Raw genomic sequence first — 17,105 nt, forward strand, 5'->3', positions numbered from 1 at the left:
GTAAGTAGTGTGGGAAGATGGTCTTCCGTCCGCTTTCTGCCACGAGCTGAAAAGTTATCCACGCAAATGATCCCGGTACTGACCTCTCGCTGCCCTTTTCGGATCAAATCTCGGTTCCATCCCAATTCGCGCTGGGCTCGACGCTGTCCCCCAGGGCCTAATTCATTGACAACTTGTGCCATAAATCGACGTCGTTCGTGACCTTTCAGAGTTTGAGCTGTTTCAATGAAGAGGGTTTTCAGGCTATCTGTCAATTCCAAAAGACTCTGTCCAAATTGTGCTTTGTCGTCTTGGATATTTTACCTGAGCATTGGCAGTGTCTATTATTTGGAAGTCCCTAAGCAAATAAACTCATCGGAGTGAGGGTATCCATAGTAGCCCTGCAGCAAGCGGTCCTGTTTGCGCAGCATCAAACACACTCCTTCCCCATCTCGCCAGTCCTGGGGATCGGGCTGGCTACAAAACTGGTAGAGCCCGTTAGGAAACTCCGCAAGCTGGAAGGCGGGCGGTCCTTCCTGGGAGAGAGCCTCGGCGACGACCCATGACCCCTGGGTAGACAGTGCCCGATGGCGGGTGGTCAGAAGGGCACTGAGCGCTATCCAAACTCCCAGATGGAACCATTGCCGAATCGGGGATCGCGCTTTGGACATCAGCTTTCCCTCCCTGTAAACCCTATGCTTTATTATGGCAGGAACTGCCGATCTCCTGGGCCTAGCAACGCGGCGAAACCGTTTCACCCACCTTCACATTATCCTCATGGTTTTGAATTACAGTAGAGCAAAAGTTAGGGCTAGGGAAATTCCAGTCATATCCCGCTGCACCATGGCGGATTCATTGGGTGAATTAATTTAAAGTCGTCGACTACCCTCGCATCCCGTTACTTTTCCCTAGCAACACCATTGGTTGATCTATCGTTGCAGATTTAGGGAGTCATTATGTCTTTCAAAGCGGTGATTGTAGCGAATCAAGCCCATGCTCGCTTCTGGATCTGGGAGGATGCCGATCCCTTCGATGGGCAGCGTCAGCAGCTACAGGAGCTTGAAAGTTTAATGAATCCCATGGAACCAGGAGTCGCGAAGGAGGTCTGGTCGAATGCAAAGGCAGGTCGCAATCGCGGTGCCTCCCATCAAGGCCACGGGTATGACGATCATCGCCAAAACCACCTGGATGAGTTTGAGCGGCGTTTCTGCAGCGCGATCGCAGCCCATGGGAAGCAAGTCATTGATCAGCATCAGATTCGCAGCCTAGTCCTGGTGGCACCTCCAGAGGTACTCGGCCACCTCCGCCGCGAGATTCAGACGATCTGGCCCAAACATCTACGAATTCAAGAGCTCTCGAAGGACCTGGTTAAACAGTCTGCAACGGAGCTACAGCACTACTTAACGCAGAAAAAGCTCTTACCCTCCTTCGCTGAACCGAAGCACTGATCTCGCAGCACTGATCTCCATCCCCCAGTCTTGCCCCTCAGGCAGCCCTCAGCACTGCCTGAGGCTTACTGTTCACAGCAATCATTCGATAGCGTTCCTGGACAATTCCTGGCAAGGTCGTGGCCTAAGCCCTTAACTCATGGCCGACTTGCTACGATCGTAGGCAACGGAAAAGTCATGGGGAATCTTGCCCTGGATACTGCTTTCATAGCGGGCCGCATCCTGGGCCGTCAACCCGATTTCTTCATCGGTACGCGCGAGCATGGCCTGCTCTCGTCGGCGAATTCTCCGAATTTTACGAATAAACAGATCACGGGCTTGATCTATCACAGATTTAGCGCTCATGGTATACCCCCCTTCTACTAACCTTCGCTCCCCCACCCCGGCCCTTCCCCAAACAGTCAGGACAATCTCGCGGAGGGCAGGGATCTCAATACAACTGGGATAACTGCCTCTTTCTGTATACTATGATACTTTTTATTCCAGGTTTGAGATAGGGGGATCTTCAGTGCATCCTGGAGGGTCACCCCCTGAAACGACGTCCTTGGAGTTATCGCCCCCTCTCGCACAGGGTCCTTCAGACCTGATTGAGAGAGGAAAGACACTGCTGCCGTCTACGCCTCGTTTTGGCGATCCAGGGCCTGATCCACCTCCTGGGCCAACCGCTGTAAGGAGTCTGAAATTTCAACCCTGTAGCGCCATGGATGAGCCTCCAGGCAGCGGGCCGCTGCTGGCAAGCGTTGAAGTTCTTGTACCGTTCGGCGTCTCACCTGTTGGAGGGGTTCAGGGGGCTGGGTTCGCTGGCCTTGGTCCATGTAAAGCTGCAGGAGCGGTGTTCCTGTCCAGGGATCCTGATCCAGGCGCAGGATGTCATAGGCCAGCTGGCCCTCCGGGGTGTAGTGACGATCCACCTGCTTACGACCAGGCCAGTTGGCCTTGCCCTCGGAGCGCTTCCGCTGAGGCTGTCCAGCATATTCCTGGAGTTTGTAGGCGCAGTCTAGATAGGGCGCATCGCTGGAGGTATCCAGGCTGGTTCCCAGGCCAAAACCATCAATCGGAGCAGCTTGGCTGAGCAGGGCCTGGAGCGCATTTTCGTCCAATCCACCGCTACAGAATATGCCAACCTCGGATAAACCGCCCCCATCGAGAATGGCACGTACCTGGCGCGCATGGGCCGCCAGGTTGCCACTGTCCAGGCGGACGGCTTTAATTTGGATGCCTTGATCCTTGAGCTTGGGGGCCACTTCCACCACCTTGGCCGCACCCGCTTCCGTGTCGTAGGTATCAATGAGGAGGATGACGTTTTGAGGCTGGTGGCGGGCGAAGTTTTCAAAGGCGTCGATTTCGCTGGGGTGGGCCTGAATGAAGGAATGCGCCATCGTCCCAAACAGGGGAATTCCATACTCGAATCCGGCCCGAACCGTGGCCGTTCCGCTAAAGCCTGCCAGGTAGCAGGCGCGGGCAGCAAGGACCCCGGCCTCCGCACCATGGGCGCGACGCAGACCAAAGTCGACCAGGAGCTTATCGGGCGCGGCTAGGACGCAGCGGGCGGCTTTGGAGGCAATGAGGGTTTGAAACTGGAGAAGGTTAATGATCCGCGACTCGACGAGCTGAGCCTGCATCAGCGGAGCGGTAATCCGAATCAGGGGTTCCTGGGCAAAAACTGGGGTGCCTTCGGGAACAGCGTGAACCGATCCGGTGAATCGCAGGGTTTGTAGCTGATCGATCAGCGCTGGACTCCCATGGCCAGACTGGGCCAGCCAGTCCAGATCCGCAGCGGAAAACCGCAGGGTTTCTAGATATTGGAGGACCTGCTCCAGGCCGGCAGCAATTAAAAACTGACGCTGCGGAGGAAGCCGACGCACAAAAAACTCAAACACCGCCAGTTCATTCATGCCTGACTGGGCATAGACATCTAGCATGGTGAGCTGATACAGATCGGTTAGCAATGGGTCACAGTCAAGACTCATGGATCAATATCTAGATAGGTGATGGGAATCGCGCCCTGCTCAATCATGGCGGCCTCCGCGCGATCGCCATCCTCGGGAGTCCGGTTGACGGCCCGAATCGCGTCGGTGAGCAGCAGAACCCGAAATCCCAGCTTAATCGCGTCTTGCACGGTGTTCAGGACACAATAGTCCGTTGCCAGCCCGCCCACAAACAGGGTCTCAACCTGGCGCGCTTGTAGCTGCTGGGCCAGGGCGGTTCCTTGAAAGGCGGAGTAGGCATCCTGGTTTTTTTGCTGTCCCTTCAAAATTAGCAGCGCCTCCGGCGGCAGCTTCAGATCGGACGGGGACTGCGATCCAGGGGTTCCTGCGATGCAGTGGGGGGGCCATGACCCACCCTCCGGGATAAAGGAGCAATGATGGGGAGGATGGCAATCCTGGCTGATCCATACGGGCAGCGATCGCTGGGCAAAGGCCTGGATATAAAGGTTGAGGATTGGAATAATTTCGTTCCCCCCTGGCACTGCCAGAGCACCGCCCGGCAGGAAATCCCTCTGGACATCAACAATGACCAGAGCATCTCCACGGGACAGCAGTAAATCAGCCATCGTATCCAGCCTCAAGTGAGAACAACGGCATCACCTTGGGGGAACAGTCTCTCTATTATTCTATCGAGGTGAATTGATCGATGATCTGTTGTCGCGAGGAGGGCAGGAAATCGTTCAGGTTTGCGTAAAAGCGCGGCGTCACGTACAGCATGCTGGGGTCCTTAGGCTAGGCCTCTTGAGGGAATTCATTCTCTGACTCTATAATCGCCCCATCAAACCTGTATGCTGCCGAATCAGCCCTGAAGCATGTTTGCCAAAATTCGCGAGACCCAGATCTATTTTGATGTTGAGGGATCGGCCCTGGTTCCAGAGGGGAATCGCATGCGAGAGAAGCCGGTCGCCTTTATCGTCCACGGGGGGCCGGGCGTAGACCATAGCTCCTACAAGCCCACCTTTGGGGCGCTCTATGATCAGCTACAGCTTGTGTATTTTGACCATCGCGGTCAAGGCCGATCCGCGCGTGGCCCCAGGGAAAGTTATACCCTTGAGAACAACGTGGAGGATATGGAAGCGCTGCGCCAATATCTGGGTCTGGAAAAAATTGTGGTGATTGGCACCTCCTATGGCGGTAAGGTCGCCCTCACCTATGCAGCACGTTACCCGCAGCAGGTTTCGCATTTAGTGGCCATCGCCACCTCGGCCAGCGCCGGATTCCTGGACAAGGCCCAGGCAACGCTGGCTCGAATCGGCACTCCGGCTCAACGGGCGATCGCTCAGCGGCTGTGGGCGGGCAATTTTGAGCATGAGGCACAGCTCCGCGAGTATTTTGAGATTATGGGCCCCCTCTATTCTCGGACCTATAAAGCAGGAACTCGCAGCGAAGCCTGGGACCGCACCATCCACTCGGTGGAGGCGATAAATGTTGCCTTTGGCGGATTTCTCCGGGAGTTTGACATTCGCCAGCAGCTACCTCGCATTACGGCCCCCACCTTAGTCCTGGGGGCCAGACATGACTGGATCTGTGCGCCCGAGTTCTCGGAAGAGATTGCGGCGGCGGTGCCGCAAGCAGAGCTGATAATTTTTGAAAACAGTGGCCACATGATTCGAGCCGATGAACCGGAGGCAATGATCGCGGCGATCGCCAGGTTCTTAGCTCAGCATCCGGTTCAACTCTCACAAAACCAAAGCTAGGGCTGTCTCCATGCTTATCATCCTGGTCCAGAGAACCGGCTGCGATGACACCTTGATTGCTGGGGTCATCCGCTGGAGATGAACCAGGTGATTACCCTGATGATTCAGCTTTGTGCAGGGCATACAGTCCCTGCACCGGATGGCGAGGTCGCCATCCGGCAAACCGCTGAATCTGCGATCGGCAGGAGTATCCTGTGACAAGCACCTGTTTTTGTGCCTCTGGGTCCGTGGGAAGCTGCGGCTGCCACCCAGCCTTGAAGATTCTCTGGGACAGGGGGTAATGCTCAGCTTCGTGACCATAGACGCCTGCCATACCACAGCATCCAGACTTGACCAGGGTTAGGGGGACACCCGCCGCCTGAAAGATAATCTGCCACTGTTGCCCGGCATTCCAGAGGGTACTCTGTTCCGTGCAGTGGCTCCAGAGCAGCGAGGGGACTTGATCTGACCCTCTAAACCAGGCCCGGATGAGATCTAGATCCTGGCTTAGGAACTCCTGAATCAGGAGAATTTGAACGGACTTGCTCGGGAACAGGGATTGATATTCGTCTCGATAGGTCAAGACGAGACTCGGTTCAATGCCGACGATGGGCAGCCCCAAGTCCGCCATCGCCTCTAGCGTCTGGAGATTGCGCTGGGCGATGGTGCGGAAGCGGGCCATGAACCCCTTCAAGTGATAGAGCTTCCCACTGACGAGGGGGGGTGAAATATAAACTTGATAGCCTAGATACTGAAGCAAATCATAGGTGTCTAGGACTAAGGGAGCATCGTAAACAGCAGTAAAGGTATCGAGCAAGAGTACAACGCTCTTGTGGCGCGAGGTTCCAGTTTGCTGCGCAAGGGCGGCTCGATCAAAGGGGGGGGCATTTCTAGCCGCGAGGCCCTGTGCCAGACCCGGCTGGCTTAGGGCAGGGTAATCCACCATCCCGAGGAGTTGTTTGGCTCCCCAGCGGGCCAGGGGGTGCTGCATGGCCCAATTGCTGATGCGGGGAAATTGCGCCTGGAGAGCCGCAATTTCTTCTAAATAGGCCACCAGATAATCTCGCGGTGGACGGAGGTAACGGCTATGATACTGTTCTAAAAACTTTGACTTAAGACTGGGAATATCCACGTGAACCGGACATTGACTGGCACAGGCTTTGCAGGATAAGCATCCATGCAGTCCAGCGTAAACTTCGTGGGAATAGTCCTCCACACCCCACTGTTTCTGAAGCGTATTCCAGCATCGCAGAATCCAGGAATCGGGCCGGGCTTCTTGCTGGGCAAGTTGGCGCAGCCATTCCCGCAATAAGGTGGCTCGTCCTTTGGGAGAATGAATGCGATCGCCGCCGCCTTCGTCAACGGCCATCCCCTTATAGGAGGGACACATCACATCCTGAGAGAGTACATTGAAGCAAGCACCATTGCCATTACAGCTAAAGGCTTGAGGATACTGCGATCGCCAGGGCTCTGGAACCTGACGGTCAAAGGATCCCTTCAGGGGAGCCTCCAGGGTCACCACTGCCGCATCACTGCCGTAGGGAGTGACAATTTTTCCAGGATTCAGGCGATTCTCTGGATCAAAGGCGGCTTTAATCCGCCGGAGGTCTTGATAGAGAACATCGCCAAAAAACTGCGGGGTGTATTCGCTGCGAAACCCTTTGCCATGCTCTCCCCACATGACGCCGCCATAGCGACGAACCAAGGCCACCACTTGATCTGAAAGCTGGCGAATCCTGTCCACATCGGCCGGGTCTTTCGTATCCAGAGCGGGGCGCACATGAATACAGCCCACATCCACATGGCCAAACATGGCGTAGTCGAGTCCCGCTTCATTTAATAGGGCTTTGAACTCCTGAATATAGTCGTACAGCCGATCCGGGGGCACAGCCGTATCCTCCACAAAGGGAATGGGTTTACGATCGCCCGGCTGGTTTCCCAGGAGCCCCACCCCCTTTTTCCGGAGCGCCCAAAGCTGATTCATCTCGGCATCGGTATGGGCAAGGGTATAGGGGATGGCCTCGGAGCGCAACTGCTGATCTAGCGCCCCTAGCTTTGCCTGCATCTGGGCCAGGGATATTTCTCTCAATTCCACCAAATTGAAACAGCTAGCCGCCCCAATGAATTCTTGCACGGCGGGATAGACCCCATCCTGGCGAGCCAAATCCAGAATTTTTTCATCCACGGTTTCAATGGCTGCAGGGTTCAAGGTCAGCAAGGGTCTGGCTCCCTGCAGGGCCTCATCAAAGCAGCGATAGTGAACCACCGCCAGGCATTTGTACTGGGGGATCTTGAGTAATCGCAGCTTGGCTTCCGTAATCACGGCAAGCGTCCCTTCTGATCCCGCCAGAATGCGGTTGAGATCGAAGGTTTGGTCCGCAGCATTATAGACCTTTGCCAGATTGTAGCCCGTCATAAACCGTGGCATCTTCGGAAAGGTTTGGGCAATGAGTTCCCGCCGCTGGGTAACAATGTGATCGACTTGCCGATAGATACGGCCCAGCGGCCCTGGCTGATCTTTAAGGTGCTGAAGGTCCTGGGGATTAACGGGCATGGACCGTCCCTGCGTCCCCTCCGGCAACACCCACTCCAGGGCCAAGACGTGATCGCTAGTGCGTCCGTACAGTCTCGATCCCTGGCCACAGGCATCGGTGTTAATCATGCCGCCCAAGGTGGCCCGGTTACTGGGCGCCAGGGCTGGAGCAAAAAAGAGTCCATAGGGCTGGAGGGCCTCATTGAGTTGATCCAGCACAACGCCGGGCTGAACCCGCACCCATGCCTCCTCAGCATTAATTTCAAGAATTTGGCGCATGTACTTGGAGCAGTCCAGGACGATTCCTGGCGACAGGGATTGACCATTGGTCCCCGTGCCACCCCCGCGCGGGGTAAAGGTGATTTCAGGAAACTGCTGCGCTAAGCGCAGGGTTTGGACGACATCGGCCCTGGAGCGAGGATAAATAACCGCCTGGGGAAGGATCTGATAAATGCTGTTATCTGTTGCACACAATAATCGACTGGCAAAGTCTCCCCGAATTTCGCCCCTGAAGGCAGTTTTGCGCAGCGCTTGCAGAAACTCAGCGGTTTGGGAACAGAGGCCTGGTTGCGGAGAAAGTCGAGGAATCATGTCGAGGGGGTATACAGACTTGGCTCACTAGGCTAAAAGCGCCCTTACCCTAGCATAGGCCAGATCAAGAGTCCTCTGGCCGCGACGGGGTCACCGGGATCTTCGAAAAGAGCGCTACGTTACAATAAAAACAGTAAACAGGCGTTCCCCCCCCCCCAGAATTTCTAATCCAGATTACCTGTCATCATCCTTTTCGTTGCCGAGGGGCCGTCCGATGAACACCCTCTCCCATTCCATCTCAAATCATCCCGTACTGCGGCTCGAAGACTACGATATCCATCCAAGTCGTGGTTTTCTCCCCACGGCACCGCCAGCGCTTTTACCCCTGACCTGTCGGGGGTTAGTGGATCTGGTGACTCAACTACCCAAGTGGCTAACCTGTGGAGATATCCGCCGGGCAGTGGCAACGCTGCCAGAGCTACCGGTGGAATCGCTGACCTTAGATTTCCACCAGTGTCGGCGGCTCATGCTGCTCTATGCGTTTCTTACCCATGCCTACGTTTGGGGAGCACCGCCACCGGCAACGATACTCCCGCGCAACCTTGCGGTGCCGATCTATCGCATTGCCCAGCGCTTGGGCCGTCCGCCGGTGCTCTCCTACGCCTCCTACGCTCTGGATAACTGGACGCTGATAGATTCACACCAGCCGATTCAACTGGGCAATCTTTTCATTACGCACAACTTTTGGGGAGGCCTAGATGAAGACTGGTTCATTTTAATTCACCTGGACATTGAGGCAAAAGCAGCTCCGGCGATCGCTGCGATCCCCAACATTCAACGGGGAATCCAGCTCGAGCAGCCCACCCTCGTGGGCGATGCCCTCGTTGCCATTGAGCAGGCCTGGCAGCACATCAATGCCACCCTAAAACGAATGCCAGAGCGCTGCGATCCCTATATTTATTTTCAGCGGGTTCGTCCCTTTATTCACGGTTGGAAAAACAATCCGGCACTGCCCACCGGACTCATCTACGAGGGCGTCACCGCCTACGATGGGCAACCGCAGCAGTTTCGGGGCGAAACGGGAGCGCAAAGCGCGATCTTGCCCACCATGGACGCTCTGTTTCAAATTGGGCATGCTCCCGACCCGCTCCGAGACTATCTGTTAGAGATGAGAGATTACATGCCCCCCCGACACCGGGCGTTTATCACAGAGGTGGAATCATCCGTTGATTTACGGGGCTTTCTTCAGGGATCGATCTATCCCCAGATTCAGCAGCAATACAACCGCTGTCTGGATTTATTGGAGCAGTTTAGAACCCAGCATCTAGAATTTGCAGCTCGCTATATCCAGCGGCAACATGGCCAGGGGCAGAATGATACCACCCTTGGCACCGGCGGCACCCCCTTCATGCCCTATTTGAAAAAGCACCGGGATGAAACGCACCAGCATCTGATGCCCTGAGCAGGCCCCCAGACTGGGGCAATCTCAGCTGGAAACGGCTAGCGGCATTGACTCATGCCTCTGGGGCCGAGCACTGGGTGGCCTTCTGAAAATATTGCCCCAAGGCCTGTACAACCCCGGCAAAGCTAGAGCTATCGGAACTCACCACCTGAACCTGAACGCCCTGGGCCCGAATGCCTTGGGCCGTTACCGGACCGTGGGCGGCCACAACCACCCCCTGCAGCCATCGGTGGGGATCGATCTGCAGGGCGCGCAAACTTTTTAACAGTCCTTCTACCTCAGCGGTACTGGTCAAGATTATCGCCGCGGCTTTTTGCACAGGTTGCGAAACGCGCCCCCCCTGCACTAAGGCCGCAGCGCAATCTGCACCACACCAGATCGTCTCATAGGCATCCAGGCGCAGCGGTCTCCAACCCCGATGAGCGATCGCCTTGAGAAAGTTGGGGATTACCGCTGGTTCCGTGAGCCCCACCACCCGAGGGACGGGGCAGAGTAGGGGACGACCTTGCCCTGGCCCCAAGGCTTCCACCAAGGCCTCAGGGGTAGCGACGGGGGGAACCACCACTTGGCAGTGGGGATGTGGATAGATCTCCGTCAAACTCGATAACAGCTGAGCATCTCGCCCCAAGGCCCCTAGATAAAAGGGGGTCCTAAGGGGAGGAAGATCCACGGAGGAGAGGGCGGAGGCAACGGCTCGAATTCCGTTTCGGGAGGTAAAGGCAAGGCCAGAAATCTGGTGCAGTTCTGCGGCAATCACCTGACGCACCTTGGCCTGGAGGCGATCGCTTTGCTGAATTGAAATGGTGGGCACCCAAAGGGGAATGGCCCCCGCCGATTCCAGCTGCGATCGCAGAAATTCCCCGTAGGAGACAGGGCTGGTGAAGGCAACGCAGCAATCTAGTAAGGTGGGGTTCAACAATCTCACAGCGTAGGGTTGTCAAACTCATTAAAAGATATTTCAGAACCTGCATCAATCGGACTAAACAATCCGAAAAGAGATTAATAGAATTAAACTTTGGTGAATAGACTCCCAAAAACTTTCAGATTTATGATATTTCTGAGGTAGTGGATCACCCATTGAACGATTAGCTGAAATATTGCTTATTTTGTAAAATCGCTTCTTAAAAGTTAGCGCAAAAGTCCTAACTCATGGAAGTATTTTAAAGCCCTACGCGAAATCCCACCGATAAACATCAGAGGCTGCAGGAAAACAGCTAAAAGCTTTAGAAATAGACGTTTCTGAATCACAGGGCACATCAATCAAAATCCCAACACGACTACAGAATTAACAAACGTTAGACTTCTGGTGAGGTCAGAAATTTTCTGATGAGAATCTTTGTTGATAAAGGGGTAAACTCATGAAATTTCTAAACGCGATGACCAGTCTCCTGGATAGTGCCGAAGATACAATGGCAGGTCTAAAAAAAACTTTTTATCATCAATTTTCTCCAGGAGGTTCATTATTTCAAAGTCAGCTTATTTCGATTACACCCCAATTTCCCGCTAATCCTGCCGATGCGCTAAGTTTAGGTGAAATTGGCAAGATTCCCCCCTTAAATTCTCGCTCGGCCTTTCATATATTCAGGCCGGTGGAGAAGTCCTTTAATTCACTGTTAAGAGCACCCACGAAGTTATTCCCAGGGGCTGGGGATGGGAATTCACAATTAGCCTCCAGTAGCTTCATGGATGCGCAGCCGACCTCCTCCTTTTCAGACATCGGTGATTTATTCAGCAATCTTTACGTTTTTGGCGATAGTCTGACAGATATTGGCAATATCAAGAATGTCACAGAGTTTGTCCAACCCTTCGATTGGTTGTTTGGACTGGATATACCCGTTGCTCCTCCACCAACTCCTGAGGGGGTACCACCTTATTTTGAGGGGCGATTTTCCAATGGTCCAGTGTGGATTGATATTGTGGCCGACTCCCTCGGCAAGTCTCTGACGGCTTCCTCAAAGCTGTCTGTCTTTCGTCCTGGTTTGCTCAGATTTCCGTCTCCCATTACCGTGACCCAAGAGGGTTTATCGGTCAGTCCTTACTTCAACGGCAATCTTGTGGATGCCAACGTCAACTTTGCTTTTGGAGGAGCCAATACGGATCAAACCGGCCTAGGGGGAGGAGACTTTGATACCTTAATTCCAGGTGCCTTAAAGCAGGTGGGGTGGCTAGAGAAGGATCTAGCGCGATCTAGGGAATCCATTGCCCCTGAAGCTCTGGTCATCTACTGGTTTGGTCCCAATGACTATTGGACGAATCCCCAAGCCGACCCTGAGACTACGGTAGGCAATATTGAGGAAGGGCTGACCCGACTGATTGACATGGGTGCTCAGAACCTACTGGTGCCCAACATGCCAAACCTGTCTAAAGTACCCAGGTTTAACGAAGCGGAGGGGAATCCAAAACCTCCCTATGATAGTCAAGTTATTAATGATTTTTCCCTCCATCATAATGCGTTACTTCAAGAGACCCTTGATGGTCTCATCGGGGAATATCCTGACGTTAACTTTATTCAGCTGGATGTCAATGCGCTGTTTGAAGAGGCGCTAGATCCGCTATCAGACTTCGGCTTCACTAATACAGTTCATCCTTTCCTCAGCCCACTCACACCGATGAATGCGGATCCAAAGGATTACTTATTCTGGGACGATATTCATCCCACAGCCGGTGCCCACGACATTCTAGCCCATACTGCGTTAACGGAGCTACAAGAATTTTTCTTGCCGGCTGAGGGTTCACTTTTCCAGACTCAGTTTGATCAGAGAACCCCAAGCTTAGTCTAACAATGGCGTGCGGATTCCTTCAGCGCTGAACGCAATTTCATGGGGAAAACCTCAAGGGCAAGAAAAGAACTGATCCTATTGAAGAGATTGCTCGGAATAAATTGCTAAGGGGTCATAGTGCCTGCAGGATGGCTTCACTTCAAGAGTGGATCCAAAATCCGAAAAATTTCGGGTAGAGGATTACTCAACGGGGTGGGTGAAGAATCAGAGGTGGAAGCAGTTGCACGGTCTAGGGGTCGGGTGGTTACAAAAAATTTAAGGCTTGCTCGATCGCGTTCATTACCGCGAGTCGTAACGGCGGATGGAATGCTGTCGTGGACACCCTGGATATCGCCGGAGAGCGATCGCGTTTTTGGATTCAAGACCAGATCTAATCCATAGCCAGCTTGAGGGTTGATATCAATGGGGTCATCATCACTCCGCAATCCCCCATCTTCGTCCCAGAGTTCATAGCGAATCGGCACCTGGGTTTGAGTGGAATCGATCATTTTTAAGGCGATCCAATCGGGATTGATTTGCCGCCGATCTAACTGCATCGCCTCGACGAAGGTTTGGCCTTGAATGGTAATGCGGGCAAAGAAGTCCGCCGCACCGCCGGGATCAATCCTGGACTCCAGCAGCCCAACGGGTTCCTCTGCAACCTGTAAGGTTCTCACCAGAACCGCCGTTTTATGGATAGGACGAGCTTGCACCGTCGGAACGGTTGGGGGAGTTGGCGCTTGCCCATTCAGGCCTGGGAGCAGTTGGGCAAACCAGCGTTTCTCCTTGAAGTGGTTAACAAAAATAGAATCTGCCCTGGCGGTCCATTGGGCCGTAAAGGCCACAAATTCGGCGTTGCTGCCACTGCCTCTCCCCTTCCAATGTCCTTCTTCGTCACCCACATCAATCCATTCCGAAATTCGATAGGCCGCTTCCAAGTCCTGATCAAGCTGCTGACGATGCTGGGCAGAGAGTTGTAGCCCCAGGGCACGATTCCACACCGGGGGATTCACAGCCTGCACCCAGTCGCGAATCTGAGCGACCCATTCATGGGAGGCGGCATAGGCAAAGACATAGGCTTGATCCCATTGGGGACGATTATAGGAATCTTGATTGAGGCCAAAATCGTAACTGCCGTGCTCCGGTTGCGATCCGGCGCGATCGTAGCGCCCTGTGAAGACACCTTGGGGTGATGCCGTTGAAAACCAGGTGTTGGTGCGATAGGTTCCCTTTTGGGGAGGATACAGCGTTGGCCAGTTGGAATGGGTGTAAAAATCTTGCACCACATGTAAGCTCATCCCGAGGAGCGCCAAAAGCTTCAGCGGATCATTTTCGCGGGCGGCGGCTTGCACGGCCACCTGGGTGTTGGTGGTCAAGTGATTCCAGTAGGACTGAACCTGAGCATCGGTAAAGAGGTTGTCGAAGTGGAGCAGCGCGAGTTCGTCCTTGAGTCCGGCTGCTGGCTGGCTGCTGTAGTAGTCCACCAGCCAGTTTTCAACCTGGGCCACCTCAATGGCATTGCGGTTAAAGCTGTAATCGGTAAGCACGTCCTTCGTTAAATCGGCGTGATGCCCGGTATCAAAGGCCTGAGCCATGGGCTGTCCCAGGAATCCGCAGAGTCCCAGGAGCGCAACTCCCGACAGAACGCGATCGCACAGCATGATGTTTTCCTCCTCCCAAGGCAGTCAGCTATAGGATACCGTCTTCATTTACCACTCCCTGGAAATTTCCAGAAAACTTCCAGTGGGTCATTTCCATGAAGACACTTCTTGGATCAGATCGCTTGACCCGTGAGGACCCAGGGAAGCGATCGCTTTAATCCCCTTAGAGCATCACTAGAGCATCAGGAGTCTGCGTCGAATTGCTTCCATACAAAGCGCAACTCTGGGACTGGTGGTTTGATCGTCTAAATAGTCGATGTCTAACTTTACCTTGAGATGCTGGACGCAATTCTGAATTGTCTTGAGGGAAAGGTTCATCTCCTGGGCGATCGCCTTATCTTTCATGGAATTCTGGCACAGCAAGCGGAGAACTTCCAGTTCCCGTTCCGTGAGCACAAAATCCTGACGAAGTTCTCGCGGTAATGACAATTTTCCATCGAGTGCCTGCTGCACTCCTTCCAGAAAGGCTTTGCGCCGCTCCAGTTTGCTCACCACCACAAAACCGCCTTGGTGATGACTAATCCGTTGCGATAATGGTCTCAGGTAGCTGTATTCACTGGTGTAAATCAGAATATTTAGGGAGGGATAATCCACAAGCACCTGTTCTAAAAAGGCTATGCCATTATGGGCAGACTGTTCTCCTGTTAACGTTCCCACCAGCAAATCCACCACGGCGAGGGCAACAGGTTCCAGGCTAAGACGCTCTAAGGCAGCAGGGTGGGTTGTCGCAATGGTACAGGTCGCCTCAGGATTGAGCTGCTCCAGAAAAAGGCAGTTATTGTGTGCCACTTCTGGATGATCTTCAATAATCAGAAAAACGGGGGAATACGATTCCATCAGAGAAAAATAGTGTGTGGTGAGCATTACACAGCACTATTAAGCACAAAACAATGAAGCCAAGTCAACTGAATCCGTAATCCTCCTGCAGACAGGGGTATGCACAGCAGCTGACCATCGGGAAGTTCCGTGGCAATCGTGTGCATGAGTCTCATGCCATACCCACCCCTTGGGCGCCGGAACGGGTCAGGCGCACAGGGGTCGATACCGACGGGATCGCCGTCATTTTCAAGAACCAAGCAGCAGCGATCCTGCTCTTGTTTTAGACGGATGCTCAGGTAAGTCGCGCTACCCTGGGGTGGTTGTGCGTGGCAGATGATGTTTTTAACTGCTTCATTAAAAAAACGATAGATATCTTCTCGGGCTTCCAACCAGAGGCTGCTGAGTGAGGGTTCCGCGATCGCCTCAATTTGCAGGTGGACAGGCAGAGTTAATTCGCCAGACTCCTGCAGCGTCTGAATCCGCGATCGTAGCCCATCCCCTAGTCCCTCGCGCAGTTCCGGACTAATGCTCAGGGCAATCCCACGGGTTTGACTCAGATGTTGTCGCAGGTGATCGCCCAAGGTGGACAACTGGTCCAGCAGCGGATCCACGGGCAACTGGGGAAATTTGAGTTGCAGCAACTCCAGCTGATCCATGATCACCTTGAGTTCCTGAAGGGGGCCATCATGAATATTTGAAGCTAGCCGATGCATGAGCTTCCGCGCTTGGGAAATAATGGCAGATTGCTCAACATTGTGGAGACGATTCAGCTCACACTGCTGTTGGTTAATCAACACGTTCTGTAAGCCTAGATGTAGTGTGATCAACGTAGAGATCAGGGTCGCACCCCAGACCAAAAGTGGCCCAGCAGCAGGCAGCAACCAACCGTGCAGATAAAGGATTAAACTGACTGTGGCAAATCCGCCCAGCCCCATCAACGGGAATAACCAGAACAAAACCTGCGATCGCAACTTGGAATTTAGCTTACCCGCCACAACCCATTGCCCGACGAAGATCCCCCCCAGTAGGATCATCAGAGTTTGTATCCAGGGTGGAACCAGTTGGTAATAGGTTCCTGTGAGCAAACTAGCCAACTGATGGGCCTGATATTCTACGGAGGGAATTAAACGTCCAGTGGGGGAGCGGATCGAAAAGCTATCGGGATGAGAAGTCTCAGTAACCCCAACCAAGACGACTTTTCCCTGAAGCGAATGGAATGCAGCCCCATCCGGACTAATCTTGGCTTCTTGAAGCTGGGAAAAAGGACGATCCCCAAAATGAATGTAAAAGGCACGTTTCGGCAATTGTACAGGGTCGATTAGATTAGATTTTTGTAGCGCCAAATGGGAGGCGGCTTCCAATTGTTGCGGACGCGTTGAACAAGGCAATGTCAATTGGGTGTAGGGGTTAACTTGCCGCGCGGTGCTGGAAAGCTGATTAGGCTGCCTCGCTTCCGGTTCATACTCTACGAAGCCTAGGATACTAGCCGGAGTCACAATCGGGATTTGGAGCTTTTGATTGGAGAGAAAGTAGTTATAGTTTCGCCACCGAATCGGCTGCGATTTTACCGCACTGGCAGTGGGAAGAACAAGAACCAAGCGATCGCTATGTTGTCGAATCAGGGTTTTGATTGGGTTGTCAGCGTGATCTGCCGATCGCAACCAATGCGATTGCAGATTCAGAACGACAACGGAAGCTTTTGCAGCTAATAAACGTTCAATCAGCAACTGAAAATTAAGCTGCTGTTGCTCAAGGTCTTGATCGAGATCAGAATCTAGCGAAACAAGGACAATATTAGAGGAAGGCTGGAGAGAACGGTGACGCTGTAGATAATCGTGTTGCAGGAGGCTAAGACCCTGAAGTTTGGAGAAATCAGAGATCAAAACGCCCCAGAATAAGCCCCACAAAAGACCTAACCCAAGTCCAGTTCGTTTCCATGATTGATAGAAACCCATATGTCAGGACTCAAGAAAATATCAAAACATCGACTCAAAAGCTCACATCAAAAGCATAAGCAAGTATATATTCAAGGCTGATTATACGACAAAAATCATACACTGTCAGATTTACCGCACTGAAAGAAAAAAAATCCAAGGGTTAGACATCTTTCGCAAAACCAACTTTTTTTATTTTTTGACATAATAAACAAGTAATTAATATTGTGAAAAAAATGTAGTTGGTCACAGCAAGAAGTACACCTTATTGGAAATAGGGCGTTTCCTTAAGTCGTACAGCAATTATGCGGAAGC

13 protein-coding genes and 1 pseudogene are annotated in these 17,105 nt (G+C 53.2%); 4 read left to right on the forward strand and 10 right to left on the reverse strand.

What is annotated here, in order from left to right:
- Positions 1 to 260 (reverse strand): annotated as a pseudogene (locus tag QQ91_RS16790) (ISAzo13 family transposase); the annotation flags it as partial.
- Between the two features lie 63 nt (positions 261 to 323).
- A complete protein-coding gene (locus QQ91_RS16795) occupies positions 324 to 650 on the reverse strand; it encodes a hypothetical protein (RefSeq protein ID WP_166283268.1) in 327 nt (108 codons plus the stop codon).
- A 285-nt stretch (positions 651 to 935) separates the two neighbouring features.
- Between QQ91_RS16795 and QQ91_RS16800 the strand changes: the two genes are divergently transcribed.
- Positions 936 to 1,427, forward strand: coding sequence for a host attachment protein (locus tag QQ91_RS16800; protein ID WP_166283270.1), 492 nt, complete (start codon positions 936 to 938; stop codon positions 1,425 to 1,427).
- 132 nt (positions 1,428 to 1,559) lie between these two features.
- On the opposite strand, the gene gifA is transcribed toward QQ91_RS16800, so the two are convergent.
- The 3 genes from gifA to QQ91_RS16815 all read right to left on the reverse strand — a co-directional run bounded on the left by gifA (position 1,560) and on the right by QQ91_RS16815 (position 3,981).
- Positions 1,560 to 1,772: a glutamine synthetase inactivation factor IF7A gene (gene gifA, locus QQ91_RS16805; protein ID WP_166283272.1), complete on the reverse strand. Its 213-nt coding sequence runs from the start codon at positions 1,770 to 1,772 to the stop codon at positions 1,560 to 1,562.
- A 269-nt stretch (positions 1,773 to 2,041) separates the two neighbouring features.
- Positions 2,042 to 3,397, reverse strand: coding sequence for a nicotinate phosphoribosyltransferase (locus QQ91_RS16810; RefSeq protein ID WP_166283274.1), 1,356 nt, complete (start codon positions 3,395 to 3,397; stop codon positions 2,042 to 2,044).
- Positions 3,394 to 3,981: an isochorismatase family protein gene (locus QQ91_RS16815; protein ID WP_166283276.1), complete on the reverse strand. Its 588-nt coding sequence runs from the start codon at positions 3,979 to 3,981 to the stop codon at positions 3,394 to 3,396. Before QQ91_RS16815 ends, QQ91_RS16810 begins: the two co-directional genes overlap by 4 nt.
- 246 nt (positions 3,982 to 4,227) lie before the next feature.
- Between QQ91_RS16815 and QQ91_RS16820 the strand changes: the two genes are divergently transcribed.
- The gene (locus QQ91_RS16820) at positions 4,228 to 5,112 is read left to right on the forward strand and encodes an alpha/beta fold hydrolase (RefSeq protein WP_166283278.1); all 885 of its coding nucleotides are present in this window, start codon (positions 4,228 to 4,230) and stop codon (positions 5,110 to 5,112) included.
- Between the two features lie 91 nt (positions 5,113 to 5,203).
- On the opposite strand, the gene QQ91_RS16825 is transcribed toward QQ91_RS16820, so the two are convergent.
- A complete protein-coding gene (locus QQ91_RS16825; protein ID WP_166283280.1) occupies positions 5,204 to 8,215 on the reverse strand; it encodes an FAD-binding and (Fe-S)-binding domain-containing protein in 3,012 nt (1,003 codons plus the stop codon).
- A gap of 214 nt (positions 8,216 to 8,429) precedes the next feature.
- Here QQ91_RS16825 and QQ91_RS16830 point away from each other — a divergent pair, with 214 nt between their 5' ends.
- Positions 8,430 to 9,617, forward strand: coding sequence for a PrnB family protein (locus QQ91_RS16830; protein ID WP_166283282.1), 1,188 nt, complete (start codon positions 8,430 to 8,432; stop codon positions 9,615 to 9,617).
- 52 nt (positions 9,618 to 9,669) lie between these two features.
- Here the strand turns inward: QQ91_RS16830 and QQ91_RS16835 are convergent, their stop codons facing one another.
- Entirely contained in the window at positions 9,670 to 10,533 is an 864-nt protein-coding gene (locus QQ91_RS16835; protein ID WP_250833385.1) for a uroporphyrinogen-III synthase, read from the reverse strand.
- A 766-nt stretch (positions 10,534 to 11,299) separates the two neighbouring features.
- Between QQ91_RS16835 and QQ91_RS16840 the strand changes: the two genes are divergently transcribed.
- Positions 11,300 to 12,397 carry an SGNH/GDSL hydrolase family protein gene (locus QQ91_RS16840; RefSeq protein ID WP_166283286.1) on the forward strand — a complete coding sequence of 366 codons (1,098 nt, stop codon included), beginning with the start codon at positions 11,300 to 11,302 and terminating at the stop codon, positions 12,395 to 12,397.
- Between the two features lie 134 nt (positions 12,398 to 12,531).
- Here the strand turns inward: QQ91_RS16840 and QQ91_RS16845 are convergent, their stop codons facing one another.
- The 3 genes from QQ91_RS16845 to QQ91_RS16855 form a co-directional block, all read right to left on the reverse strand.
- Positions 12,532 to 14,037 (reverse strand): hypothetical protein, encoded by a 1,506-nt coding sequence (locus QQ91_RS16845; protein ID WP_166283288.1) that lies wholly within the window; start codon positions 14,035 to 14,037, stop codon positions 12,532 to 12,534.
- Between the two features lie 174 nt (positions 14,038 to 14,211).
- Positions 14,212 to 14,901: a response regulator transcription factor gene (locus QQ91_RS16850; protein ID WP_236096221.1), complete on the reverse strand. Its 690-nt coding sequence runs from the start codon at positions 14,899 to 14,901 to the stop codon at positions 14,212 to 14,214.
- The gene (locus QQ91_RS16855) at positions 14,901 to 16,811 is read right to left on the reverse strand and encodes a sensor histidine kinase (RefSeq protein ID WP_166283292.1); all 1,911 of its coding nucleotides are present in this window, start codon (positions 16,809 to 16,811) and stop codon (positions 14,901 to 14,903) included. Before QQ91_RS16855 ends, QQ91_RS16850 begins: the two co-directional genes overlap by 1 nt.
- Positions 16,812 to 17,105: the final 294 nt, after the last annotated feature.

Source organism: Lyngbya confervoides BDU141951 (assembly GCF_000817775.3).
Taxonomy (GTDB): Bacteria; Cyanobacteriota; Cyanobacteriia; order Thermosynechococcales; family Thermosynechococcaceae; genus Lyngbya; species Lyngbya confervoides.

Coding starts and splice junctions, on each gene's coding strand:
- QQ91_RS16795 (WP_166283268.1), bottom strand. CDS start 650: ATGTCCAAAGCGCGATCCCCGATTCGGCAATGGTTCCATCTGGGAGTT.
- QQ91_RS16800 (WP_166283270.1), top strand. CDS start 936: ATGTCTTTCAAAGCGGTGATTGTAGCGAATCAAGCCCATGCTCGCTTC.
- gifA (WP_166283272.1), bottom strand. CDS start 1,772: ATGAGCGCTAAATCTGTGATAGATCAAGCCCGTGATCTGTTTATTCGT.
- QQ91_RS16810 (WP_166283274.1), bottom strand. CDS start 3,397: ATGAGTCTTGACTGTGACCCATTGCTAACCGATCTGTATCAGCTCACC.
- QQ91_RS16815 (WP_166283276.1), bottom strand. CDS start 3,981: ATGGCTGATTTACTGCTGTCCCGTGGAGATGCTCTGGTCATTGTTGAT.
- QQ91_RS16820 (WP_166283278.1), top strand. CDS start 4,228: ATGTTTGCCAAAATTCGCGAGACCCAGATCTATTTTGATGTTGAGGGA.
- QQ91_RS16825 (WP_166283280.1), bottom strand. CDS start 8,215: ATGATTCCTCGACTTTCTCCGCAACCAGGCCTCTGTTCCCAAACCGCT.
- QQ91_RS16830 (WP_166283282.1), top strand. CDS start 8,430: ATGAACACCCTCTCCCATTCCATCTCAAATCATCCCGTACTGCGGCTC.
- QQ91_RS16840 (WP_166283286.1), top strand. CDS start 11,300: ATGGATGCGCAGCCGACCTCCTCCTTTTCAGACATCGGTGATTTATTC.
- QQ91_RS16845 (WP_166283288.1), bottom strand. CDS start 14,037: ATGCTGTGCGATCGCGTTCTGTCGGGAGTTGCGCTCCTGGGACTCTGC.
- QQ91_RS16850 (WP_236096221.1), bottom strand. CDS start 14,901: ATGCTCACCACACACTATTTTTCTCTGATGGAATCGTATTCCCCCGTT.
- QQ91_RS16855 (WP_166283292.1), bottom strand. CDS start 16,811: ATGGGTTTCTATCAATCATGGAAACGAACTGGACTTGGGTTAGGTCTT.